The organism is Hyphomicrobium denitrificans 1NES1, assembly GCF_000230975.2.
GTDB lineage: Bacteria > Pseudomonadota > Alphaproteobacteria > Rhizobiales > Hyphomicrobiaceae > Hyphomicrobium_B > Hyphomicrobium_B denitrificans_A.
The window spans coordinates 3,327,712-3,351,405 of the sequence record NC_021172.1 but is presented as its reverse complement, the minus strand read 5'-3'; the positions used below and the strand labels follow the sequence as shown (position 1 = coordinate 3,351,405).

Annotated in this window: 24 protein-coding genes, 1 tRNA gene and 2 pseudogenes; 9 read left to right on the top strand and 18 right to left on the bottom strand. The window is 57.6% G+C overall.

Annotation, left to right across the window (positions count from 1 at the left end):
• Positions 1–31 precede the first annotated feature (31 nt).
• The 4 genes from HYPDE_RS16025 to fsa form a co-directional block, all read right to left on the bottom strand.
• On the bottom strand, positions 32–1,048 hold the full coding sequence (locus tag HYPDE_RS16025; RefSeq protein WP_015599575.1) for a TraB/GumN family protein: 1,017 nt from the start codon (positions 1,046–1,048) through the stop codon (positions 32–34).
• Positions 1,049–1,078: 30 nt separating this feature from the next.
• The gene (locus HYPDE_RS16020) at positions 1,079–2,047 is read right to left on the bottom strand and encodes a tyrosine recombinase XerC (protein WP_015599574.1); all 969 of its coding nucleotides are present in this window, start codon (positions 2,045–2,047) and stop codon (positions 1,079–1,081) included.
• Between the two features lie 70 nt (positions 2,048–2,117).
• The gene (locus tag HYPDE_RS16015) at positions 2,118–3,542 is read right to left on the bottom strand and encodes an FAD-binding oxidoreductase (RefSeq protein WP_015599573.1); all 1,425 of its coding nucleotides are present in this window, start codon (positions 3,540–3,542) and stop codon (positions 2,118–2,120) included.
• A gap of 34 nt (positions 3,543–3,576) precedes the next feature.
• On the bottom strand, positions 3,577–4,233 hold the full coding sequence (gene fsa / locus HYPDE_RS16010) for a fructose-6-phosphate aldolase (protein ID WP_015599572.1): 657 nt from the start codon (positions 4,231–4,233) through the stop codon (positions 3,577–3,579).
• Positions 4,234–4,337: 104 nt separating this feature from the next.
• Here fsa and HYPDE_RS16005 point away from each other — a divergent pair, with 104 nt between their 5' ends.
• The 5 genes and pseudogenes from HYPDE_RS16005 to HYPDE_RS15985 all read left to right on the top strand — a co-directional run bounded on the left by HYPDE_RS16005 (position 4,338) and on the right by HYPDE_RS15985 (position 9,677).
• A complete protein-coding gene (locus tag HYPDE_RS16005) occupies positions 4,338–6,572 on the top strand; it encodes a primosomal protein N' (RefSeq protein ID WP_015599571.1) in 2,235 nt (744 codons plus the stop codon).
• A gap of 176 nt (positions 6,573–6,748) precedes the next feature.
• Positions 6,749–7,702 (top strand): glutathione synthase, encoded by a 954-nt coding sequence (gshB, locus tag HYPDE_RS16000; protein WP_015599570.1) that lies wholly within the window; start codon positions 6,749–6,751, stop codon positions 7,700–7,702.
• A 51-nt stretch (positions 7,703–7,753) separates the two neighbouring features.
• Positions 7,754–8,269, top strand: a complete 516-nt coding sequence (locus tag HYPDE_RS15995; protein WP_081625135.1) for a hypothetical protein — start codon at positions 7,754–7,756, stop codon at positions 8,267–8,269.
• Positions 8,270–8,345: 76 nt separating this feature from the next.
• Positions 8,346–9,083 (top strand): annotated as a pseudogene (locus tag HYPDE_RS15990) (magnesium chelatase domain-containing protein); the annotation flags it as partial.
• Between the two features lie 105 nt (positions 9,084–9,188).
• On the top strand, positions 9,189–9,677 hold the full coding sequence (locus HYPDE_RS15985) for a hypothetical protein (RefSeq protein WP_144061294.1): 489 nt from the start codon (positions 9,189–9,191) through the stop codon (positions 9,675–9,677).
• Between the two features lie 234 nt (positions 9,678–9,911).
• Here the strand turns inward: HYPDE_RS15985 and HYPDE_RS19660 are convergent, their stop codons facing one another.
• Positions 9,912–10,136, bottom strand: a complete 225-nt coding sequence (locus HYPDE_RS19660; RefSeq protein WP_015599566.1) for a DUF6471 domain-containing protein — start codon at positions 10,134–10,136, stop codon at positions 9,912–9,914.
• Positions 10,137–10,242: 106 nt separating this feature from the next.
• Here HYPDE_RS19660 and HYPDE_RS15975 point away from each other — a divergent pair, with 106 nt between their 5' ends.
• Positions 10,243–11,196: an IS1595 family transposase gene (locus tag HYPDE_RS15975; protein ID WP_041321438.1), complete on the top strand. Its 954-nt coding sequence runs from the start codon at positions 10,243–10,245 to the stop codon at positions 11,194–11,196.
• A 1-nt stretch (position 11,197) separates the two neighbouring features.
• Here HYPDE_RS15975 and HYPDE_RS19860 read toward each other — a convergent pair whose 3' ends face one another.
• The 4 genes from HYPDE_RS19860 to HYPDE_RS19190 all read right to left on the bottom strand — a co-directional run bounded on the left by HYPDE_RS19860 (position 11,198) and on the right by HYPDE_RS19190 (position 13,031).
• Complete coding sequence (locus tag HYPDE_RS19860; protein ID WP_432263869.1) at positions 11,198–11,545, bottom strand: type II toxin-antitoxin system RelE family toxin; 348 nt, start codon at positions 11,543–11,545, stop codon at positions 11,198–11,200.
• A complete protein-coding gene (locus tag HYPDE_RS15965; protein ID WP_015599563.1) occupies positions 11,481–11,831 on the bottom strand; it encodes a type II toxin-antitoxin system Phd/YefM family antitoxin in 351 nt (116 codons plus the stop codon). Before HYPDE_RS15965 ends, HYPDE_RS19860 begins: the two co-directional genes overlap by 65 nt.
• Before the next feature lie 235 nt (positions 11,832–12,066).
• Positions 12,067–12,504 carry a hypothetical protein gene (locus HYPDE_RS15960; protein ID WP_015599562.1) on the bottom strand — a complete coding sequence of 146 codons (438 nt, stop codon included), beginning with the start codon at positions 12,502–12,504 and terminating at the stop codon, positions 12,067–12,069.
• A gap of 263 nt (positions 12,505–12,767) precedes the next feature.
• Positions 12,768–13,031, bottom strand: a complete 264-nt coding sequence (locus HYPDE_RS19190) for a hypothetical protein (RefSeq protein WP_015599561.1) — start codon at positions 13,029–13,031, stop codon at positions 12,768–12,770.
• 57 nt (positions 13,032–13,088) lie between these two features.
• Between HYPDE_RS19190 and HYPDE_RS15950 the strand changes: the two are divergent.
• A pseudogene (locus tag HYPDE_RS15950) lies at positions 13,089–13,898 on the top strand (YifB family Mg chelatase-like AAA ATPase); the annotation flags it as partial.
• A gap of 30 nt (positions 13,899–13,928) precedes the next feature.
• On the top strand, positions 13,929–14,135 hold the full coding sequence (locus HYPDE_RS15945; RefSeq protein WP_041320577.1) for a KTSC domain-containing protein: 207 nt from the start codon (positions 13,929–13,931) through the stop codon (positions 14,133–14,135).
• 71 nt (positions 14,136–14,206) lie between these two features.
• On the opposite strand, the gene folD is transcribed toward HYPDE_RS15945, so the two are convergent.
• The 3 genes from folD to HYPDE_RS15930 are packed head-to-tail and all read right to left on the bottom strand — an operon-like array spanning position 14,207 to position 15,753.
• Complete coding sequence (gene folD / locus HYPDE_RS15940) at positions 14,207–15,094, bottom strand: bifunctional methylenetetrahydrofolate dehydrogenase/methenyltetrahydrofolate cyclohydrolase FolD (RefSeq protein ID WP_015599558.1); 888 nt, start codon at positions 15,092–15,094, stop codon at positions 14,207–14,209.
• Positions 15,095–15,115: 21 nt separating this feature from the next.
• Positions 15,116–15,466, bottom strand: a complete 351-nt coding sequence (locus tag HYPDE_RS15935) for a DUF167 family protein (RefSeq protein WP_015599557.1) — start codon at positions 15,464–15,466, stop codon at positions 15,116–15,118.
• Entirely contained in the window at positions 15,463–15,753 is a 291-nt protein-coding gene (locus HYPDE_RS15930) for a YggT family protein (protein WP_015599556.1), read from the bottom strand. The genes HYPDE_RS15935 and HYPDE_RS15930 overlap by 4 nt, the downstream gene beginning before the upstream one ends.
• Positions 15,754–16,012: 259 nt before the next feature.
• Here HYPDE_RS15930 and HYPDE_RS15925 point away from each other — a divergent pair.
• Positions 16,013–16,088 (top strand) — tRNA-Ala (locus tag HYPDE_RS15925).
• A 522-nt stretch (positions 16,089–16,610) separates the two neighbouring features.
• On the opposite strand, the gene HYPDE_RS15915 is transcribed toward HYPDE_RS15925, so the two are convergent.
• The 6 genes from HYPDE_RS15915 to HYPDE_RS15885 all read right to left on the bottom strand — a co-directional run bounded on the left by HYPDE_RS15915 (position 16,611) and on the right by HYPDE_RS15885 (position 23,294).
• Entirely contained in the window at positions 16,611–16,847 is a 237-nt protein-coding gene (locus tag HYPDE_RS15915; RefSeq protein ID WP_081625132.1) for a DUF3489 domain-containing protein, read from the bottom strand.
• A 753-nt stretch (positions 16,848–17,600) separates the two neighbouring features.
• Positions 17,601–18,383, bottom strand: coding sequence for an enoyl-ACP reductase FabI (gene fabI, locus HYPDE_RS15905; RefSeq protein ID WP_015599552.1), 783 nt, complete (start codon positions 18,381–18,383; stop codon positions 17,601–17,603).
• Complete coding sequence (locus tag HYPDE_RS15900) at positions 18,380–19,588, bottom strand: acetate/propionate family kinase (RefSeq protein ID WP_015599551.1); 1,209 nt, start codon at positions 19,586–19,588, stop codon at positions 18,380–18,382. The genes fabI and HYPDE_RS15900 overlap by 4 nt, the downstream gene beginning before the upstream one ends.
• 3 nt (positions 19,589–19,591) lie before the next feature.
• Positions 19,592–20,551: a bifunctional enoyl-CoA hydratase/phosphate acetyltransferase gene (locus HYPDE_RS15895; protein ID WP_015599550.1), complete on the bottom strand. Its 960-nt coding sequence runs from the start codon at positions 20,549–20,551 to the stop codon at positions 19,592–19,594.
• A gap of 22 nt (positions 20,552–20,573) precedes the next feature.
• Positions 20,574–21,002: a hypothetical protein gene (locus HYPDE_RS15890; protein ID WP_015599549.1), complete on the bottom strand. Its 429-nt coding sequence runs from the start codon at positions 21,000–21,002 to the stop codon at positions 20,574–20,576.
• Positions 21,003–21,044: 42 nt separating this feature from the next.
• Positions 21,045–23,294 carry a DUF3141 domain-containing protein gene (locus HYPDE_RS15885; protein WP_015599548.1) on the bottom strand — a complete coding sequence of 750 codons (2,250 nt, stop codon included), beginning with the start codon at positions 23,292–23,294 and terminating at the stop codon, positions 21,045–21,047.
• Positions 23,295–23,694: the final 400 nt, after the last annotated feature.

Below are 23,694 nucleotides of genomic sequence, written 5' to 3'. Positions count from 1 at the left end.
GGTGGCCGGGGTCAACCCGGCCATCAAAAGGCTATTCCACCGCCGTAACGATGTAGCCGTGCTCTCTGAGCAACGCGACGAGCCCGGTCGGCCCGACAAGGTGCAGCGCACCAACGGCGATGAAGGCGTTGCCGTCCTGAAGCAGTGGTTCGGCCCCGTCGCGCATTCTGACGTTGCGGTCGGCGAGAAGCGCTTTCTTGAAACCGCTGAAAGCCGACGCTGGAACTCCGGATTCGGCCGCGAGCGCGAGTTGAAACGGCATCGCTGCGCCGATCTCCCGCTTCAGATACATCTGAATGATCGTTTCCATCAGATCGTCGCTGCGGTCGGCATACTTGAGGCCGACTTTCAGCATGTCGATCTGCTGATCGTCGGCAATCGAAGCCAGAGCCTCCAATTGTTGTTCGATGGTCTCGAGGCCCTTGACGGCCAAGCCGTTCTTTTGCGCTTCCTGCGCAACTTGCAGGTCGAGAACCTTGGCACCGGACGCCACCTGCTTGCGCTCGCAATCGGATGTCGCAAGCAGCATGCTGATGAGCCAGGGCTTCAAAACGCTCGATGCGTTTTCGGGCATACCGGCCTGTTTGACGACGCGCTGAACGATCTTGAATTCGTCTCCGGACAATTGCCCGTTCAGTGTCCGGCCATCGGTATAGACGAGAAGGTGGCCGGCTTTCGCCATAGCATCGCCGACAGCTTTTTCGGAAAGGTCGGCAACTTCGAGTGCGACCGACTTCGAATGCGCAATGATCTCCTTTTCCTGCGTCGATAATTGCGAAATGCGCGGATCGGAAAGATGCATCGTACCCAGAAGATAAGACGGCGCGACGCCGGGGTTCTCGATCTTCCAAAGTACGGCTTCGGTATTGGTCGTCCGGCGGCTTTCGTCCATCACCGTCTTGTAGACGTCCGGTGAACGGGTCTGCAGCTCCGCCAGCATATCGGCGCCATGGCAGCGCTGAGGCGTGTCGTCCGCCATCGCGGGCAGGCACGTCGCGATAAGAACGGTGGCACACGCGCAGAAAAAGGTTCGAAGCCTTGAAATCATGCGAAGCTCGGACTGCTAGACGTTGAACGGTTAGCCGCGAGCCGCCCGTGGGTGCGCTTGATCGTAGACGGCAAGCAGACGGTCCCGATCGACTTCAGTATAGACCTGTGTCGTCGAAAGCGAGGCGTGGCCCAAAAGCTCCTGAATTTGTCGTAAATCCGCGCCCGCCGAGAGCAGATGCGTCGCGAAGGAATGGCGAAGCGCGTGCGGCGTCGCTGTATCCGGCAGACCAAGCTCGCGCCGCATTCGCTCCATTACGAGCTGGATAAGCCGCGGCGACAGGGGTCCGCCGCGCGCCCCGAGAAATAACGGCCCATCACCCGAAAGCGGAAATGGGCAGAGCCGCATGTATTTTGCGATTGCATCCGAAATTATGGAGAGCGCCGGAACAAGGCGTTCCTTGCCGCCTTTGCCGGTGATGTGCATGACGTCGCGGCCATTGAGCGGCGCAGAATTCGGCGTCAGGCTTAGCGCTTCGCTGATGCGCAGGCCGGCGCCATAGAGCAGAAGCAGCACTGCCGTATCGCGCGCCGCGATCCATTCCGCCCGGTCATCGGTTTCCGTCGCGACGAGTTCCGCCGCTCCGTCGACGGTGAGCGGTTTCGGCACCGAATGCGGGATCTTCGGCAACGCCACCTGAAGCACCGCGCGGTTCTGCAGCTTGTCCTCGCGCTCGAGCCAGCGAAAAAATGTTCTAAGCGATGATAGAGACCGTGCCAGCGATCGCGACACGACACCAGCCTTTCGCCGATGCGCAAGAAACGTGCGGAATGTCTTTGCGTCGATCCGGCCGAGATCGCCAAGGCATGGTGCGTGGCCGAGATGCGTTTTGAGAAACGCCAGAAATTGCGTGAGATCGCGCGCGTAGGCTTCGCGCGTCGCCGGACTTTGGCCGCGCTCGTTGATAAGATGCGCCAACCAGTCATCGACTGCATGTTTGAGGTCGCCGCCAAGCGGCAGCTCGACATCCGCCGTAAGAATCTCCTCGAGTGAAGTCACCGGCTGCGCCCTCCTGTCGGAAATTCAGCGTTCCCCGACGCGGTTAACGAACCGTTAACGCACCAACGCCTTACAGCAATTTGCCTGGATTCAGAATGCCCTTCGGATCGAGGGCCTGTTTGATCGCGCGCATCATGTCGAGTTCGACCGGCGATTTGTAGAGACGCAACGCATCGCGCTTCATTTGCCCGATACCGTGCTCGGCCGAGATCGATCCGCCAAGCTCCGACACGAGCTCGAAGATCGCATCCGACATCGGCTCCCAGAGCGAAAGGAACTGCGCCTTGTCGGCACCCTCAGGCTGGCTCACGTTATAATGCAGGTTGCCGTCGCCGAAGTGTCCGAACGGGACGGGTCGCGCGCCGGGTGCAATCCGCTCGACGACCTCCGCGGCGCGCGCCAAAAACTCTGGGATGCGTGCAATCGGGACCGAGATGTCGTGCTTGATGCTGCCGCCAGCGCCCTTCTGCGCTTCGGAAAAGGTCTCACGCAAACGCCAGAAATCCTGCGCCTGCTGAAGCGATCGCGCGAGCGCCGCATCGCGGACAAGACCTTGCGCGTGTCCGACCATCAAAAGAGATTCAAGCGCGTTCGCAGTTTGCGTGCCTGTCCCACCATGCGAGAGTTCGATCAGGACATACCAAGGATGCGCATCGATAAATGGATCGCGCGTGTTGGGCATATAGCGGAGTGCGAACTCTTGCGCCCGATGCGCCCAAAGCTCGAAAGCCGTCAACGACGAACCTGCGTCCGCTTCTGCAATTCGGAACAGCCTCAAGGCGGCCGCAGGCGACTCAAGCGCGACGATCGCCGTCTCGCGTTCGGCAGGGATGGGAAAGAGCTTGAGGCTCGCGGCCGTGATCACCCCAAGCGTCCCCTCCGAGCCGATCAGCAGATCGCGAAGATCGTATCCGGTATTGTCTTTCTTGAGTCGCCGCAGCCCATGCCAGACGCGTCCGTCGGCAAGGACGGCTTCGAGCCCGAGAGCCAGATTACGCGCATTCCCGTAAGCAAGAACGGCAGTCCCGCCCGCATTCGTCGCCAGCGCGCCGCCGATCATCGCGCTGCCTTCGGATGCGAGGCTGAGCGGAAATAACCGGCCTGCACCTTCGGCCGCGGCCTGCGCTTCCGCGAGCGTTACGCCCGCTTCGACGATCATCGTGCCGCCCGGCGCGTCGATATCGCGGACCTTTTTCAGGCGCGCGAGCGACAAGACGATTTGATTGCCTTCGGGCGACGGGATTTGCCCGCCGACGAGGCCCGTATTGCCGCCCTGCGGAACGACGCCGACCGCTTCGTCGTTGGCGAGCGCCAGAATGCGCGAAACCTCGTCCGTCGTGCCGGGGCGCAGCACGACGGGCGTTTTCCCCGTATAGCGATCACGCCATTCGCGGAGGTAGGGCGCCTGATCTTCTGCGCGCGTCAATGCGTTCGCCGGGCCGACGATCTCGGCGAAGCGGGAAATCAATTCGGGCGAAATAATTTTCGAGGACACGCACGTTGATCCGAAACAGCAAGGGCAGCCGCAATCACACGATCTTCTGGCCCGTCTTCTTCCAGTCGTTAACGAAGGCCGTCAGACCGGCGTCGGTCAGCGGATGTTTGACCAGCGCCTTCAAAATCGCGGGCGGAATCGTCGCGACGTCGGCGCCGATCATCGCCGCTTCCTTGACGTGATTCACGGTACGGATCGACGCCGCCAGAATGTCGGTCGAAAGGTCCGGGTAGTTGTCGAAGATCGTGCGGATCTCGCGAATGACGTCCATACCATTGAGCCCGATATCGTCGAGCCGCCCGATGAACGGCGAAACGAACGTCGCGCCGGCCTTCGCGACCAAGAGTGCCTGATTGGCGGAAAAGCACAGCGTCACGTTGACCATTGTACCGTCGCTCGTCAGCGCCTTGCAGGCCTTGAGGCCGTCCATGGTCAGCGGCACTTTGATCGTCACGTTCTTGGCGATCTTTCGCAGCACGTCCGCTTCGCGCATCATCCCGTCGTAGTCGGTCGCCGCGACCTCCGCCGAGACGGGTCCAGGGACAACGGTGCAGATTTCCTTGATGATATCTTTGAAGTCGCGCCCCGCCTTGGCGACCAGCGTTGGGTTTGTCGTCACGCCGTCGAGCAGGCCCGTGGCAGCTAACTCCTTGATCTCAGCCACATCGGCGGTATCGACGAAGAATTTCATTTCTTGCTCCTGACTACGTCTCTTAACTTTTCGGCTTGCCTTTGGTGCGCCGCAACTTAAGGCAAATCTAGCACGCTCGATTCTTGGAAGAAGCTTCTAGTCCGTTGAACGGCCCTTTGGATAGTCTGCTCGAAATCCTGGATAACGGCGCCCGGTCCGGCGCCCGCAGCGTGCCCGTGCTGATGCCGGTCGCGCTCGACCAGACGTACGACTATCTGGTGCCTGAGGGTATCGAGGCCCCACCCGGTTCGTTCGTGCTCGTACCGTTTGGGCAGCAAACGCGCATCGGCATTGTATGGGACGGCCAACGTGGCAACGGCAAGGCCGTCGATCCCAAGAAGCTGAAATCCCTGACGAGCCTGATCGACGCACCGCCGCTTCCTGAAATCTCGATGCGGTTCGCCGAGTGGGTCGCACGCTACACGCTGGCGCCGCTTGGCATGGTGGCGCGCATGATGATGAGCGCCGACGCGGCCTTCGAGCCGCCGAAACACCGCTTTGGGGTGCGCATAGTCGAAGGCGCGCCGCTACCACCGAAAATGACTTCGGCGCGCACGCGCGTCTTGGAGGTTGCTGCCGACGGTCTCATTCGCGCAAAGTCGGACCTCGCGAACCTCGCCGACTGCTCCACCGGTGTGATCGACGGATTGGCCGCCTCAGGAAATCTCGTTGAGGTGGCAATCCCCGAGCGCGTCTTTCCGCTTCCGAAACCGGCACACGCGACGACCGAATTCACCGATAAACAAGCTGAGGCCGTCGCGACGCTCGTCAGTACCGTCGATGCCGGGAATTTCTCCGTAACCCTGCTCGATGGTGTGACGGGTTCCGGCAAGACGGAAGTCTATTTCGAGGCCGTCGCACGCGCGCTCGAAGCGGGCGAGCAAGCGCTCATCATGCTCCCTGAAATTGCTTTGACGAGTCAGTTTCTGGAGCGCTTCGAGCAGCGCTTCGGGGCAGCCCCTGTCGAATGGCATTCGGCCTTGAGTCCGGCGGAGCGTGGCCGCATCTGGAAGGGCGTCGCGCGCGGTGACGTGCGCTGCGTCGTCGGCGCGCGCTCGGCACTGTTTCTGCCGTTCGTCGAGCTTGGACTGATCGTCATCGACGAAGAGCACGATCAAGGCTTCAAGCAGGAGGACCGCGTCCACTATCAGGCGCGCGACATGGCGGTGGTGCGCGGCAATCTCGGAAAGTTTCCGGTGGTGCTCGCGTCCGCAACGCCGTCGATCGAAAGCCACGTCAACGCGCTTGTCGGGCGCTATCGGCACGCGGTTCTCCCGGGCCGCTTTTCGGGCGTTGCGATGCCTGACGTCTCCCTAATTGATCTCAAAGCCGAGAAGCTTGAACCTGGCAAATGGCTGGCCCAGCGCCTCGTCGGAGCGATCACAGAAACGCTCGAAAACGGCCAGCAAACGCTGCTTTTTTTGAATCGCCGCGGGTACGCACCGTTGACGCTCTGCCGCGCATGCGGCCATCGCCTCGAATGCCCGCAATGCACGGCATGGCTCGTCGAGCATCGCTTCAAGAAAAAGCTGACGTGTCACCATTGCGGATTTTCGTTGGCGCTGCCTGAGAAATGCCCGAAATGCGCGGCACCCGGTGCGCTCGTTGCGTGCGGACCGGGCGTCGAGCGCGTGCAGGAAGAAGTCGCCGAACGCTTCCCCGATGCGCGCGTCGCGCTGCTGTCATCCGACCTCATCCCCGGGCTCTCGGAAATGCGCGAGATCATTCGCGGCATCGAAGCTCGTGAGTTCGACATCATCATCGGAACTCAGATCGTTGCGAAGGGACACAACTTCCCCGGCCTCGCGCTCGTTGGCGTCGTCGATGGCGATCTCGGCCTTGCGCACGGCGCCGATCCGCGCGCAGCGGAGCGCACGTTTCAGCTGCTGCATCAGGTGACGGGCCGCGCCGGACGGACGAGCTTCGTCGGCCGCGGATTCGTGCAGACCTATTCGACGGACCACCCAGTGATGCAGGCCATCGTCGCGGGTGATCGTGACGCGTTTTTGAATTACGAGGTGAAGACGCGACAGTCCGGCTTGCTTCCGCCATATGGCCGGTTAGCGGCAATCGTGATTTCGGCGCGCGACAAGGCCCTTACCGAGGTCACCGCACGCGAGATCGCGCGGCGGGCACCACTGTCGGATGTGATCTCAGTGTTAGGCCCCGTCGAAGCTCCGATTGCCGTCGTGCGCGGTCGTCATCGTTGGCGATTGCTGGTCAAAGCTCCGCGCGATGTCGATCTGCAGGGCTATCTTCGGGCCTGGGCTGGAACGATTCCAAAGCTTAAGAGCGACGTCCGCGTCACCGTCGATATCGATCCCTACAATTTCCTCTGATTGGCCAATTCCATTTAACCGGCGTCAAATGCGGCATGTTTGCCATATGCTGAAGCCGCTCCAGCCGGCATCGCGAAGCGGCGTTTCGCAGGTATCGCAAATCGGCTAAACGACCAGCGCGTGCCGCGGCATCGCGCGGCACATGATTGGCGTTCACACCGGCTCGAAAGTACACCATGCCTCTCCGCATTGCCGTACAGATGGATCCGATCGATCGCATCGACATCAAGGGCGACTCGACGTTCGCCATCCTGCTCGAGGCGCAAAAGCGTGGGCACGATATTTTCTATTACACGCCGGCCGATCTCTCACTGCACGGAGATAAGCTGCTGGCGCGGGGCCAAAGCCTGAAAGTCGAAGACAAGCACGGCGCTCATTTCGCTCTTTCGAACCCGCGCGTCGAAAATCTGGCCAACCTCGATGTCGTCCTGCTTCGCCAGGACCCGCCTTTCGATATGGCCTATATCACGACGACGCATCTTCTGGAGCGCATCCATCCGAGGACGCTTGTTGTCAACGATCCGGCGCACGTGCGTAATGCGCCGGAAAAGCTGTTTGTCCTGGACTTCCTCGACCTGATGCCGCCGACGCTCGTCACGCGCTCACTCGCCGACGTTCAGGCGTTTCGCAGAGAGTTTAAGGACATCATCGTCAAGCCGCTCTACGGCAACGGCGGCGCCGCAGTCTTCCGCATCAAGCCGGACGATGGAAATCTGGCGTCCCTGGTCGAGCTCTTTCAAACCGTGTTCCGCGAACCATTCATGGTGCAGGAATTTCGCCCAGAGGTGAAAGACGGCGACAAGCGTATCATCCTCGTCGACGGCGAAGTGGCTGGCGCTCTCAACCGCGTGCCGCAGGCAGGCGAGACGCGCTCGAACCTGCACGTCGGCGGCACGGCCATTGCGGCAACGCTCACGTCGCGTGACGAGGAAATTTGCGCGCGCCTGAAACCGGAGCTCAAAAAGCGCGGACTGATTTTCACCGGAATCGATGTCATCGGTCCGTATCTGACCGAAATTAATGTCACGTCCCCGACAGGCATTCGCCAGATCAAGACATTCGGCGGCAATGACATCGCCGCGATGATCTGGGATGCAATTGACGAAAAGAAAAGAACACATGCTGCGTGACGTTCCGGCCGGAAGACGCGCGCTCATCACCAACGGAAGGTCGCCTCGCCCATGACGTCACAAAGATTGGGAAGCTGGGTTACGTCGCAAATTTTGCTCGCGGCGTTATGCTTATGCGCTGTCGGTTTTACGTTGCGGAGCGCCGAGGCGATCGCCACGTCACCATTTGATGCGTTGGTCGGCCGCTGGACCGGGGACGGCGTTCTCGGCTTCAAAGAGAGTAAGCCCGAGCGCGTCAAATGCCGGGCGACCTACCTGCTCGATCCGGCGGCGCCGAACGAGCTCAAACAAACCATTCGCTGCGCCACGTCGTCGGGAGCGATTGAAGTCATCAGCAACCTCAAGGAAGCGGCAGGTAAGCTGACCGGCCATTGGAAAGAAACCATCCATAATTTCGAAGGCGATCTGACTGGCGAAGTTACGCCGAAGGGTTTCCGTATCGTCGTTAAGGGTGCGGACATCACAGCCAACATGGACATCGTCGTCCGGGGCGATCTGCAGGCCGTCGAAATCCAGTTCGTCAACTCATCGCTGGTCGGCCTGTCGCTGGCGATGAAAAAGGGGTAGTCGTTCTATTTTTGTTCTTGCGCGCCCAAAAAAGGTTAGTTAGCCTCCCAGCCAGTCGAACGGCATTGGGGGGCGCATGTACGGTCAGATTTCGACCCTTGCCTTTATCGGCATCGAAGCGCGTCCGGTTGAAGTTCAGGTCCGTGTGACACCGGGAGCGGCGGCGTTCGCCATCGTCGGGTTGCCGGACAAGGCGGTTGCCGAGAGCCGGGAGCGCGTGCGCAACGCCCTGCATGCCGTGGGGCTCGGCCTCCCCTTCAAACATATCACTGTCAACCTCGCGCCAGCCGATTTGCCGAAGGAAGGCAGCCATTTCGACCTGCCGATCGTGCTCGCGATGATGTCGGCTATGGAAGCCATCGCGCCTGATGCGATCGCGAACTATGCAGCGATCGGAGAATTGGCGCTCGACGGCTCGATTCGAGCTGTGCCGGGCACGCTTCCTGCAGCCATCGGGGCCAATCAAATGGGGAAAGGTCTCATTTGCCCCGCAGCATCAGGGCCGGAAGCGGCGTGGGCAAGCGAAGGCCTCGACATTCTGGCGGCGCCTCATCTCCTGTCGCTTGTCAACCATTTCAAGGGCACGCAGACACTGTCGCGCCCGAAGCCGAATGTTTTGCCCGCCCAGAGTTCATTTGCAGATTTGCGGGATATCAAAGGTCAGGAAGCCGCGAAGCGCGCGCTCGAAATCGCAGCCGCTGGAAGTCACAATCTCCTGATGATCGGCCCGCCCGGATCAGGCAAGTCGATGCTTGCCTCGCGAATGCCCTCGATACTTCCGCCGCTGTCGCCGGAAGAAATCCTCGGCATTGCGTAGCAAACGCACCAAGGATCAATAAGAGAACAAATAGAGATCATGTGGCGTATAAGTGACTCATCATTGACATGAGTCATGATGCCATTGACGACGGAGACAGAGATGCCCTATCCGGAAGATATGAAACGATTTGAACTTAAGGACGTGCAGCACGAAAAGGCGCAGGAAATCGAGCGTCTGGCGCAGCTTGATGCGGAGCGTGCGCAGGTCGAGCAGCGAATCAACGAGCTAGCGATAACAGAACGGACTTTGGCGCGGTTGCTCTCGGTCGATTTACCGGAATCCATTCCAACGTCCGGCGACGCGTCCAAACGTAAAAAGCCGGATGGCATTCCCACCATATACGTGATGGCCGTTACCCTACTTCGAGAACGCGGCGTTCATTGGCTAGAAGGCCAAGAGATCGTTCACGCGATCCGAGAACGTTGGTGGCCAACTGCCGACAATAACGACATCTCGCCTACGCTGTGGCGTCTATTCAAAACAGGTAGGCTCGCCAAGCAGGGTACTAAGTATGGGCTGCCTCCCGGCGCACGCGGCGCGGTCAAAGAGTTAGGCGAGCCAGGATCGGGCGTCGTGAGCGTCCAGTGAATTAAGCTCCGCGGCACGCCGCGGAGCTTTCAGCGTTTAGTGCATGCGTTCTGCGACCAGCAGCACACCGGCAGTGATGTTGCCGGGAAGGAGGTTACCCGGATGCGAATGTATCCGGTGATGGGCGAGGTGTTCCAGCACCAAACCTGGCTGCTCTTAAGAGCGTAACCATAGCGGGCGGCGCAAGTCGCCCGCTTCGTTTTTGCTATCACGTAACGTCGAGTCCGTCGAGATTCAGTCGTCTAATCGTAATGTCTGAGCGCCGATTACGGACAAGCATTGTAAGAAGAACGCAGCCGTGAATCCGCCTCTGGAAATCTTGTTCGCTATGTTTCGCTCACTTTCGGGCGTGCCATCCGCCGTCAGCTTATCGGCTAATTCCCGATAGCCGACGTTCCGGCGCTTTAGCTCAGCCTTGAGGAGCCCCTTGGCTCGCTCCGCCCAATCGTCGTCTCGCATATAAAACCTCGGTCGTGATGATGGAAATCATCATATTCGATGTTTTTGTCCTTGACAACGATGTATTGTGTCATCATATCTGATGTACTTTACATCGGATTTAATGATGCCAACCCATTTCCTCCTCACAGCAAAGGCCCGGAGCATCTCGCTTCGTGAGGTCTATTGCATGGGCGAGGAAACCGCTTGGGGCCTTTTCAAACAGATGCGTTGGCCGGATACGAACGGCACGCCGATCTGCCCGAAGTGCGGGTGCGTCGAGTCCTATGACATTGCCACGCGCCGCAAGCACAAGTGCAAGGCTTGCTACCATCAGTATTCGGTCACGTCCGGAACGATCCTTGCCAGCCGCAAGATGAGCTTCACCGATTTGCTGGCGGCAATCGTCATCATCATCAACGGTGCGAAAGGCGTTTCAGCCCTTCAACTCGCCCGTGATCTTGATTGCCAACACAAAACCGCTTTCGTCCTCTCGCATAAGCTCCGCGAAGCGATGGCTTCGGAGATCAAAGGACTCGACGTTTCGGGCACGGTTGAAGTGGACGGCGCTTACTTCGGCGGCCACATTCGCCCGTCAAATCTCAAGAAAAACCGCGTTGATCGTCGCCTTGTTCAAAATCAAACCGGCAAGCGCCGCGTCGTCGTAATCGCACGCGAGCGCAAGGGCCGCACGCTGACGACGGTTACGAAGACGGAAGCGGATGGCGTTGCTTTCGTCTCAAAAATTGTCCGTCCGGGTTCCGTCGTCCATGCCGACGAAGCGAGCCATTGGGATGCGCTGCACGCCAAATTCGAGACGATGCGCATCAACCATTCAGAGGCCTACAGCTTCAATGGCGCATGTACGAACCAAGCGGAGAGCTTTTTAGCTCGCCTTCGCCGGATGGTCGAAGGGCAGCATCATCACGTTAGCCCCCAACATCTGCATCAGTACGCAGCGCATGCGGCGTGGATGGAAGACCATCGCCGCCTAGACAATGGCTCACTGACGCATCGCGCCGTCACGCTGGCGATGGCGCATCCTGTTAGCCGGAATTGGAAGGGCTATTGGCAGCGATAAGCTAGGATTTTCGCGACGACTGTTGGTCTACCTGTGGTCGATCGTGAAGTTCCTGCATTGCGTGATCGAGCGTGGCATTGAGTCTATAAACAGCGCGATAAACATTTTTTCGGTCGCCAATCAAACAAACAACGAGCAACTGCGGTTTAGGAATTGCATAGACGATACGGTAGTCGCCAACGCGCACGCGGAAGAAGCCCGGTTGATCGCTCAGCTTCTCTACGCCGGGCGGTCTTGGGGCTTCTTCCAGCCTATCAAGATGTGCAATGAGGTTTTCCTGAACCTTACGCGGAAACTTTTTTAGCTCGCGGACTACGGCCCTTGCTAAGTGAACGTGGCAACTTGCCAACTTTGCCCCCAATAGAATGCTTCTCGGCCAATCCGAGATCCTTCTTTAGATCAGCAAGTGACATCCCTCCGTTGGATTCGAAATCCTCCAACGCCGCCCTTGCTTTATCCAAGTCCAACATGGCTTCGACGCGTGCAATAACTTCAAGCAGCCGGTATGGCACGACTGCTACCTTGTCCTTTCCGTGTTTCGTGATGACAGCGGGTTGCTCCGTATAAGCCACGCGATCGATCACCTCGGCCAAGTTATCCCTTGCTTCGCTCACGGTGTATGTCGCCAGATTCATTACAGTTACGTTCCCCTGCCTTAAAGTGTGCGATTCGTACAAAATCTACAACAGGTACATTTTGTTGCTATTGTACATTTTGTCCAGACTCCTTTAACAATTAGTTGACAACGTGGCAAACATGCCCTCCGGATATGAAAAATCCCCAGACTACGGCGGTCACGGCGGCCCAATCAGTCCCCGCCGGGTCGTACTCAGCCTCGTAGCAGTCGGCCTTGCGGCTCTGACCTACCTGCTACTTCGCTAGCTCCCACAGCACGGACATGCCGGGTCCGGCCTTCGATCTGGCAACGTCCCGATCCCGCATCCCCCTAAGTGCGACACCAACTCTCTTGGTCATGAGTCTCTGCAACTTGGCGTCTGTCTGATCCAACGCCCGCTCTGCGATCAACTGCACGGCTATATCAGAGCTTGTCATAGGCTCGGTTGCTTGCCGCAGTATTCCGAGAATGATCCGGGTCATCTCTCCGCGCTTCGACCAATCCTCCGGCGGACGGAACGCTTTCGGCCGGATCGTCTCAATCCGATAGTCCGGATCGAACATCAAAAGCGTCTTATCCAGACTTTCGAGGTCTAGGATCATCTGCCGGAGCTTGGCTTGGGTTGTCTCTATGTCGCCGGAGAGTTCGGCGCGCTTCTTTGCTAGGGCAGAGACGACGTGAGGTTCAGCCATGGTAAAATCACTGAGTCGTTTTCGGAGATTACGCCATGTTTTCGCAACGCAAGCCAAAGAAGCCGGTCGAAGTAGCGCCACGCAACCGAGCGAATGAACTTCTCCTATGCGAAGCGATCCACGGGCACTTCGTGGTTCGCTTTCGGTATAAGGACGACTTGCGCGACCGGGATTTTGAACCTTCTGCCGTGTATTTCAGCACAACCGGAAAAGTTTGCGTTTCCGGCATTATGACAAGCAATCCGAACGACCTAACGGACCAACTAGGGCCGCACAATTTTGAGGTCGCGAAGATGTCCCTTCTCACTAAGACCCTCAGACGGTTCGACCCCGACCCTCGTTTCGACCGGAACGACTCCAAGTACAGTAACGGCATCATCTGTTCGATCTAGGTAGGCTAGGAGCGCCGCGAGGTCCGCAGATGCGACTTCTATGGCCGTTTCTTGATCGAGCGTCTTGAAGGCATTCAAGGCGCTTTGAGCCCAGTACCGGATCTGATCCGGATGGGCCGCAAGCTTCACAATCATGATTTTAAGTCCTCGGAATTTCCAGCTTTTGGCTGGTGCGTTTGCTACGCAATGCCGGAAATCCTGGAAGTTTCGATGGTGCATTCCCTGGCTGGCGAACTCGTCGGCGGCAAGCTCACCATCGAGCGGCCGTTTCGTGCCCCGCATCACTCGGCAAGCATGGCGTCTTTGGTCGGTGGCGGATCGCGGCCCCGTCCCGGAGAAGTTTCGCTCGCCCATCATGGTGTGCTGTTTCTCGACGAGCTTCCGGAGTTTCAGCCGAATGTGCTCGACGCCCTGCGTCAGCCGCTTGAGGCGGGCGAGACGGTTATCGCACGCGCCAATCATAGAATTTCATACCCGTCGCGTATCCAGCTCGTCGCAGCGATGAACCCGTGCAAATGCGGCGGAGCTTCGCCCGGCGAAAGCTGTCGCCGCGGCCCGCGCTGCGCCGCCGACTATCAGGCGCGAGTCTCAGGGCCCTTGCTCGATCGGATCGATCTTCAGATCGAAGTTCCAGCAATATCCGCGGCGGATCTTGTTCTTCCTCCCGCGAGCGAAGGCAGCGCGGAAGTTCGCGCGCGCGTTACGGCCGCGCGTGAGCGCCAGCGCATGAGGTTTGCGGCGCTCGGCGCCAAAGGCATTCGGACCAATGCCGACTGCTCGACCACGCTCCTTGAGAAAACCGCAACACCCGATGAAGCCGGTGTCGTGCTGCTCCGCCACGCCGCCGAAACGCTCGGCCTTTCGGCGCGGGGCTTTCATCGCACGCTGAAAGTCGCGCGAACGATTGCCGATCTCGAAGGTTCTGAAATCGTGGGCCGCGCTCACATCGCCGAGGCACTGAGTTATCGCGGTGAAACGTTGCGTCAGGCCCGCGCCGCTTGAGAGAGGCCGTTCACCGGAAGAGGCCAGGTGATGGACTTTCCGAATTCTTCAGCTATTCGATCCGCGGATTATGATCCGGATGCCCTGACTCTTGACGTCACATTCACCACAGGCCGCGCTTATACGTACTTTGATGTGCCCGAATGGAAGTACGACGGATTGATCGCGGCGCCCTCAGCAGGTGAATATTTCAATACGTACATCCGCGACCAGCACCCATGCCATGAACGCAGCTGATCCGTTAGCTATGCAAATGAAAACGCCGGAGCATGAGCCCCGGCGTCGAAGACCGCAGAGTCGATTACCGCTTACGCAAAAGCCGATTTCACGCCCGCTATCATCGCCGCCGCCTGAGCCGCGTTGCGCAGTAGGCATGCGATCGTCATCGGGCCGACGCCGCCCGGAACAGGCGTGATGGCGCCCGCAACCTTCGCGCACTCGTCATACGCAACGTCGCCGACGAGCTTCGTCTTGCCGTTTTCCGACGGCACGCGATTGATGCCGACGTCGATGATCGTTGCACCCGGCTTGATCCAGCTTCCTTTGACCATTTCCGGAATGCCGACGGCCGCGACAACAAGGTCGGCGCGCTTGACGACATCTTCGATGTTCTTCGTTCGCGAGTGCGCGATCGTCACGGTGCAGTTCTCACGCAGCAGCAATGCAGCCACGGGTTTGCCGACGATATTCGAGCGGCCGATTACGATGGCATTGAGACCCGAAAGGCTCGGCAGCACCGTTTTCGCCAGAATGACCGATCCCGTCGGCGTGCACGGCACCAGCGCCCGCTCGCCAACCCAGAGCCTCCCGACGTTCACAGGATGAAAACCATCAACGTCCTTCTCCGGATTGATCGAATTCAGAACCTTTTCGGAATTGATGTGCTTCGGCAGCGGCAACTGCACCAGAATGCCGTGGCATGCCGGGTCATTGTTCAGCTTGTTGACGAGTGCCAGCACGTCGGCTTCGCTCGTCTCGGCGGGAAGGCGATGCTCCCAGGAGTTCATGCCAACTTCGACAGTCTGCTTGGCTTTGTTCGCAACGTAAACCTTGCTCGCTGGATCCTCGCCGACAAGCACCACGGCGAGCCCGGGCTTCAGGTTATGCTCCTTTTGCAGCCGCGCGACCTCGGCCGCGACCTCGGCGCGGACGTTCGCCGCAATCTGCTTGCCGTCGATAATTTGAGCTCCGGACATCCCATTTCCTCCCTTGTCCAGCTAGCGTTGAAATTCGTTGATCTTCATCTGCAATAGTCTGTCGAGCGCTTCAGGCTCGCCCGCAATCCGCAATGCTTTGAGGCGTGACTTTCCGCCGCTCGCCAGCGAAACGGACCGCTTCGGCAAATTGAGCCAACGCGCGACGAGTTCTTCGAGCGCCTCGTTGGCCGCACCATGTTCGGGAACAGCGCGCACCCTGGCCTGAAACGCCGGGCCGTCGCTTGTAGAGGTCACACCTTCGACGGCGTCTTTGGAGGATTTCGGCGTCAGCCGGAAGTGGGCAATGACGCATGCGGCGCCGTGCCGCCAAGGTTTACGCTCCGGGAATGCTCCATCCCGCACGTCGCTCAAATGACGGCCTTGGCGATATTCGGAATAACGACGCTTTGCACGAAATAGCAGGCGAGAAGCAGAATAACTGGCGAAATATCGATGCCGCCCAGATTGGGCATGGCGTTGCGGATCGGCGCGAGCAAGGGTTCCGTGACCGCGTTCAGCGCCTGCCAGATCGACCGCACCATAGGGTTGTAGGCATTGATGACACCGAACGCCATCAGCCAGGAGACGATCACGACCGCGATGACGATGTAGGTGTAGAGCGTGATGAGGTAGCTGATAAAGCTGAGAAGTTCGAGCATCGCTGTTCCGAAATTAGGCTGCCGCGGGCGTCATGTAGCCCTGTCGGGGCTGGGCTCGCAAGTGCTTGGCCCGTCCCACCAGCCGACTTTACCGCGTAAATGCGGCCCTGAGCCGAAGTTTACCGGGCAGATCCATCGGCGGCTATCGGGGGATGCCTCTACAAGGGGGCGGCAACCTGCGCCAGTGTTAGCCGCGTTTTTTCGAGTTGGCGCCTTTTCTTGACAAGGCCGGAGCCCAAATCCTAAATGCCGCCGGTTTGGGGCCGTAGCTCAGATGGGAGAGCGCTGCAATCGCACTGCAGAGGTCAGGGGTTCGATTCCCCTCGGCTCCACCACCAAGTGAGCTGTTGATTTTACACAATAATTTACGACTCGATAGCGTCCGACACTTCCGCACGTTACGCGGTATGTCGGCCCAATATTCGCGGTCTCTGGGTGTCTTCCAGCGCGCACTTGCGCCTCAAATAACCCGAAGTCTCTGGCCTCAAAATTCCTTTTCCTGACGTCGATGGGCACTCTCGTCGAGAGACTGGTTCGCACGCGAACTGAGACTGGTTTGAAAGAGGCTCTTCGTTTGGCTTTGCCATTTGAGGCTTAGGTACACCTGGTGGGCTGTCGCCGCGTTTGGCTCGCTGCTGGGCAAGTTCCCGTAGGAGCTTGATGCTCTTGCTGTCGAGATCACCGAACGTTTCCGCTTGGATACGGTAAGCGACGAGCCGAAACAGAAGATGGCGCGGGAGATGCTCCGGCGCAGGTCGGCCGCTTAATCTGCGCCCAGCGCCGTCGCAGAGCATCGAGATCAAGGGCTGCGAGATCATCCAGTTCGCGGTTGACCTCGCTCGTCGTGTGACGAACGCTCATCGGCGTCCCCGACCGGCTCGATCGATCCGATAGCGGCAGCCACCGTCATTATCTCGCGATGTGATGATGCTGTGGCCGAGCTTCTTCTTGACGGTAGCGGAAAGGAAGCCGCGAACGCTGTGCGCTTGCCAGTTGGTCACAGCCATAAGCTCACTGAGCGCTGCGCCAGTCTTGCGCCCGAGAATATCCAAGCATGTCTGAATCTTGGTGGATGATTTCGGGGATCGGGAAATCTCGACCGCTTCTTTTCGAGCACGTGTGCCTTCGAACGCGTGCTGAGGTTCCTGATCGGGCCGGTGCCGGTACTGCGGGCTTTGTGGTGCGTTTGTTCGTCATAAGGTGGTTTCCTCGACGCTGCGCCGCGGGATTGCAGCGCCTGCACCACCTCAAGCCCCGCTCTTCACGCGAGGTTGCCAATTTTGCGACCCTGTGCCTCCGCACCGCGTCACTATGACAGCAATGCTTGTCATGCCAACGAAGTCCAGCGATTTCTGATGTTGAAGGTGAGCAGAACAATTATTTATCGGCTGCACACACTGGAACGCGAATAGCGCTTAGGATTATACGCGCTCGGCTAAGCCCGAAAGTGCGTTGCCCTCCGAAGGCAGAGGTCGCAGGTTCGAAATGCTGTCGGGTGCGCCATTCCTGAACAAAAAATAGAACTTCGGGCGCAATATTTTCGAGCCCTCGCGAAGCCGCCTCGCCAGGGCGAACTTGGATCCCGATATGCGGATTTCCCTGTCTTTAACGCTAACCTCGCGGACCGTCAGCTGTGTATACGCTTGCCTCAGATCGGGTGGGCCCGTTCCGTAGCTCATCTTTCAGCAGGACGGTCCACTGCGTGATCTTTTCTGGTGTGATTGGCGGCCGTCACGGCCATTCGACCCGAGTCGCCTTGAAGATCATTTCCTGAAACGCAGTCCGGTCTCATCGAGCGCCAGTTTCTCTTTCTGACCCAAATTTGATCATAACCATGTGCGTCGCGACTAATCGATGATGTGGTATCCGCCATCGATGTAAAGCGTTTCGCCAGTGATCAGCTTCGCTCCATCCATGCCTAGAAAGGCTACGGCAACGCCTACGTCGTCGATCGAGACTAGGCTTCGGCTTGGAGCTTTTGATTGTGCCTTTTGAAGAAGCTTATCGAACGCCGTGATACCCGATGCAGCGCGCGTTTTTAGCGGGCCGGGAGATATTGCATGCACTCTTATACCTTTTGGCCCCAACTCGGCAGCTAAGTACCTCGTCGCCGATTCGAGAGCGGCCTTCACAGGGCCCATGATGTTGTAGTGCTCCACGACCATTTGTGAGCCGTAGTACGTCATCGTAAATAATGTTCCGCCAGACTTCATGAGTGGCTCGGCAAGTTTCGCCATTCGGATAAAAGACCAGCATGAAATCTCCATTGCGCGGAGAAATCCATCTTTCGAACAATCGACGACGCGGCCCTGCAGATCTTCCCTCGGTGCAAACGCAATGGAGTGAAGGCAGAGATCGAGCTTCCCCCACGTCTTACCGATCTTTTCGAATACGCCCTCAAGCTGCCCTTCGTGCTGGAGGTCGAGCGGCATGAAGATTGGCGCGCCGACCTCTTTGGCCAGCGGTTCGATGTACGGTTTAGCTTTCTCATTAAGATACGTGATTGCGATTTCTGCGCCGAACGCGTGAAAGGCCTTGGCGCATCCCCACGCGATGGACTGATCGTTCGCAATACCAGTGACAAGTGCCTTTTTTCCTTTGAGCAAGTTCAGCGACGAAACATCAATCATGCCCGCCGCTCCTCGGGCATTTCGTGTTTTTGCAATACTTGCAGCGTGTGCCTTGCAATCATCAGCTCTTCATCGGTCGGTACGACGTAGCACGTGACGCGCGAGCTCTCGCTGGAAATGCAAAGCTCATTTTTGGCGTTAGCCACTTCCGATAATTTGATACCGAAGCAAGACATGCGGTCGGCCACGGCTTGGCGGATCGTTGGCGCGTTTTCTCCGATCCCGGCAGTGAAGACCAAGCCATCGATTCCGCCTAATGCGGTCGCGAGCATCCCGCCGAAAAGGGCGATACGATAAGCGAAGTAGTCGAGCGCCATCTTAGCTTTTGGATCGACACTCGTGAGCAAATCTCGGACGTCGTTGCTAATGCCTGACAGGCCCTTGAGGCCGCAGTCGTGATAAAGGAAATGTTCGACGTCTTTAACGGTCATTCCCTTTTCATTCATGAGATAGAGCACGACGCCGGCATCAATCTGACCTGGGCGCGTACCCATCGGCAAACCATCCAGAGCTGTAAATCCCATGCTGCTTTCAATACTTTTCCCCCCCTTTAGCGCGCACATCGATGCGCCGCTTCCCAGGTGGGCAACGACGACCCGATCGTCGGCAATCTCGGGAGCGACTAGCGGAAGCCTCAAGGCGATATACTCGTAGGACAACCCGTGAAAGCCGTAGCGGCGCACGCCCTCTCGATAGAATCGATCAGGAATCGCGTAGCGGTCCGCAATTTCCGAATGATGCCTGTGAAAGGCGGTATCGAAACATGCGACTTGCAATAGGTGCGGCAGCCGCTCCAGCACGATCCTGATCGGCGCGAGATTGTTCGGTTGATGAAGCGGCGCAAGCGGCACGAACCGCAGGAGATGATCGAGGATCCAGGAGTTGACCAATGTGGGCTCGATGAATTCTGGCCCGCCGTGCACGACCCTGTGTCCGATCGCAACAGGTAAGCTCCCGACATATTCACGTAGAAACACGACGAGCTTCTCAAGGGCCTGATGTAATTCGCTGACTTCGTCAGTCGTCCAAGACTGATCAACCGCACATTCGCCATTTGCGTCGTTTGCAAATAAGCGTGGCCTTGTTCCAATGCCCTCGATCTGACCTTTAAGCCGCCGATCGAGTTGCTCTCCAGGCTCAATTGCGAACAGCTGAAATTTGATGCTCGAGCTGCCCGCGTTGATAACCAGTATGGTATCGGCCATTGGTCAGGCTCTGATCGGGGCGTTAGCCCGTCTGCTGTAAGCAAGCAATTTGGCGACGGCGCAAGAAGCCAGGCGTGTTCGAACATTGTCGGCTCGCGACGTCAAAATGATCGGCACTCTTGCTCCCAGGACGATTCCAGCAGCATCGGCATTTGAGATGAACGTAAGATTTTTCGCGAGCATGTTGCCCGCTTCCAAATCCGGCACGACGAGGATTTGTGCGTGGCCCGCGACAGGTGACTTGATGCCCTTGACGCGCGCTGCCGCTAAACTGATGGCATTGTCGAACGCAAGTGGTCCATCCAGTTCTCCGCCAGTGATCTGGCCACGATCCGCCATCTTGCAAAGTGCGGCTGCTTCAATAGTCGACGGAATGGCGGTGGTGACAGTTTCAACAGCCGATAGAATCGCGACTTTGGGCTTGCCGAGGCCTAAGGCTGTGTAAAGATCGATTGCGTTTTGGACGATATCACGCTTGGCCATCAGATCCGGCGCAATATTGACCGCAGCATCGGTCACGAACAACGTCTGTGAATGAGTGGGAACGTCCATCACAAACACGTGGCTAATTCGTCGCCCGGTGCGAAGGCCTGTCTCCCGGCTCGTTACGGCACCAAGCAGCTCGTCGGAATGGAGGCTGCCTTTCATGAGCATTTCGGCTTTGCCGGCACGCACGATTTCAACTGCTTTTGCCGCTGCGGCGTGGCTGTGAGGCACGTCGACTATTTCGAGACCGTCGAGCTTGAGATCGAGTGTTGTCGAAATCTCGAGTATCTTTGCCTTTGGCCCGACGAGTATCGGAGTTATCAGCCCCGCATCCCTTGCTTCGATGGCACCACGCAGTGAGGACTCGTCGCAAGGTTGGGCGACGGCTGTTGGAAGTGGATTCAGACGCTGCGCTGCCGCAATCAGTCGTTCATATTTTTCATGCCGATGAATTTTGGAGACGGCTGCCTCAGCCATGGCGTCTCTCCTTCAGAAGCTATCACCATGCGAGCGATAGAGAAACTTCTCCTGGCATGCCGCCAGGGAAATTTACGATTTCGGCGCGAAGCTTATAGCCGAGCGGACGCAACTCATTGTCATAGAAATCGTAAGCATCTTTGGCAAAGCCCGTCAGCGTTGTTGGCCATTCCGCATCGGCAATATTGATCCGCCTTCCTCCATCGTTGCAGTAGCTCGATGGGAAGGTGATGACCTCCAAATGATGATGGCCATTTTGGGCGGCAATCCGAACTGCGTTGTTTATCCGCTCGATGGCTTCCGGCGCGACTTTGCGCGACATGAAAGCTTCGCGAAGTGCTCGGTCCTGCTCCTTCTTTTTATCTGCGAGCTTGCGCCCGCGATCAACCTCAGCCATCTCCGCGTCAGAGCTAATCATCTTGAGATCTTCAGGGCGAAGGAGTCCGGGCATTGCTATCTCCGTTTGTCTGGGACCGACGAAGCTTGCCTCACGTTAATGCGGCTTCGCGGCTCTATTGTTGCGCGGAGGCGAAATGGCTACTTGCTTTGCGGGCATCGTCGCGATGTCTTCACTTTCGAATAGCGCTTCCACTTCCGCCAGGCGGGTACGAGCCTGCTTGCTGTAAACTCCGACGAGTTCGATCATGCGATCGAGCTTGCCCTTCATTCGTGTCGCTAAGTCTGGGTCGGTCGCGAGCATCTCTGGAATGGCGGCGACCGCGCGACGCTCATCAAGAAGCAGCATCAAGAACTGTTCACGCAGAACTTGTTTGAATGCGGCGAGGTTCAAACCCTTGCCGGTTTCATCTCGCATTCTCCGCAGAAGATTGAAGCCGCGTTCATCCACGTTTCCATCCGGCATGCGTACATAGAGTAGTGCGCGAATAACTGCTTCTCGAGGGCCGCCATCGGCGATCTTTTGCTTCAATTCGGCTATTTTTTGCTCAACGAGAGCGTGATGCGCGGGGTCATCTCCCACTCTGAGACGCGCGATTGCGTCGGATGCCCTGAGACCGACGAGTGCCTGAAGAAATGGCGAACCATAAATCGTGTGAAACCACGCTTCTGCTGCATCGTCGCGAACATCCCGGTAGGCATCGAGTGTCAGGACCATCCAGTCGCTGAACCATTCTTGCATCTGCCAAAAGATATTGTCTTTTGAAACAGACCTTCGGTTTTCCCGGATCCGACCGGTATCGGACAGCAAAGGCCGGATGAACGGGTTGGCGCCTGAGAAGAACTCATATTGCATGCGCAAAGGATGAAACCGGCGCATCAATTCGGCTGAACTCTCATTCGCCCAGGCGCGCATCCAAGGCTGAACGAATGTGCGATAAAGACCAAGATTTATTTCAGAAAGCCGTGCAACTGTCGCAAATTCGCGGTCATCTTCAGCGCTATTGCTGCCAAGAGCGCGGATATCATCCAAGCTGCGCGCTTCAAAACGAACAAGATAGTCGCCCAAAATAAGATCCGCCGTAGGATCGTCGGGATCCTTGGGCGTCATAACAGCTTCGTATAGACCCGGCGGCAACGCATCGATCAAATCGATGTTGCTCGCGAACTGATCATGTTCCTTCTTGGCAACGGACCCTGAAACAAAAATCCCAAGATGGCCGATCGATTCATGAACAGCGTAGACGATCGTCTGACCATGAGCCCGAATATCGTCAACGCTGTCGTAGAGGTCGAGTATCCAATCCAAAGCCTGTGGCGGCGGCGTGATGTTGTCTGCCTTCGAGCAGAAGACCACGATCGGCGAGCTGATATTGCGAAGATCTATGCGGTTGCCGTTAGAAGATCTGACGGACGCCGATGAGAGTTTATTTCCAACGAACAATTCGTCGGCAATGAACTGCATTTCACAGGCATTGAGGAGCACATGGCCACCCCACCATTGCTCAAATTCCAGATACCTTGGAGCTTCGGTGTCGATCTTGGAATAAAGGTTGTAGTGCTTGGACCAAAGGGTATTTGCGGGATTGAGATTTTCGAAATTCGAAACCAACCACGCTCCGTCAAATTTACCGTTTCCAATATCCCCGAGCAAAGCCGTCATCCAAGTGCCGCCGAGCACGCCAGCGGTGTAGCGCATCGGGTTTTGTTTTGGCGCTCCAGCCCAATACGACAAGGGCGATCCTGCGACAATGATCGGACCAAAAAGTTCTGGTCGTGCCGCCGCGAGCATCATTACCGCCCAACCAGCTTGGCAATTTCCTATCACGGCCGGCTTGCCGTCGGCTTCTGGATGCAGACTGATCACGTGCTCGAGGAATATGGCTTCCGCTTCGGCGATATCCTCAATGGTCTGACTAGGGACGGGATCGGGAAGGAATCCGATGAAGTAACAAGGGTGGCCTGCCTTCATCGCGACGCCGATCTCGCTTTGTGGCTTGAAGCCTCCAATGCCCGGCCCATGCCCGGCTCTCGGATCCACAATCACAAAGGGACGCTTGAATTTATCCGGCTTCTTGCCATCGGGCGGAACGATGCGGACAAGGGCGTAATTTACTGGCTTTTTAAACTCACGCCCGTCGAGCACGAGTTCGCAATCAAATTTCAGAACATGTGGTGCGAGCTTGGCGGCATGCTCGTAATACTTAGAACTTCTTTGCTCCAATACGTCGAGAAACAGAATACCCCGCTGCCAAGCGTCAATTGAATAGTTCCATGCATCCTGTACCAGCCCGAAAGGCCCCTGGATGCTGGTCGCGCACGCAGCTGGAATTGCGGGCTCAGCCATACGCAGCTACTCAAAAAAACAATCATTGTGCATATCAATGCGCCGCAGCATATGCCGACCTTGCTTAAAATCAAGATAGGAATCGCAAGGCGTTTCGATCCTCATTTTTTTATCGCAAATTATCATCATGCTCCGATCGCGGTCGTTACCTCCGGGTGAACGAAGTTCGTTATCGCCCGCAGCCTAATGTGACGATCACGTTTCCGCAGGACTTGCGTTGTGTTGGATAGTCAAAATACGTGGCTTTCAATGCTACTTCGTTTTGAATTTGATCCAGTGCCCACGACGGATTCGTGGCACGCAATTAATTGCGTTGTCGAAGTCCCCAAGGCCGACAGATGCCGATCGCCTGTTTCGACGGACGCTAATCTCATTATTCAAATCTATTGCTGTTGAACGC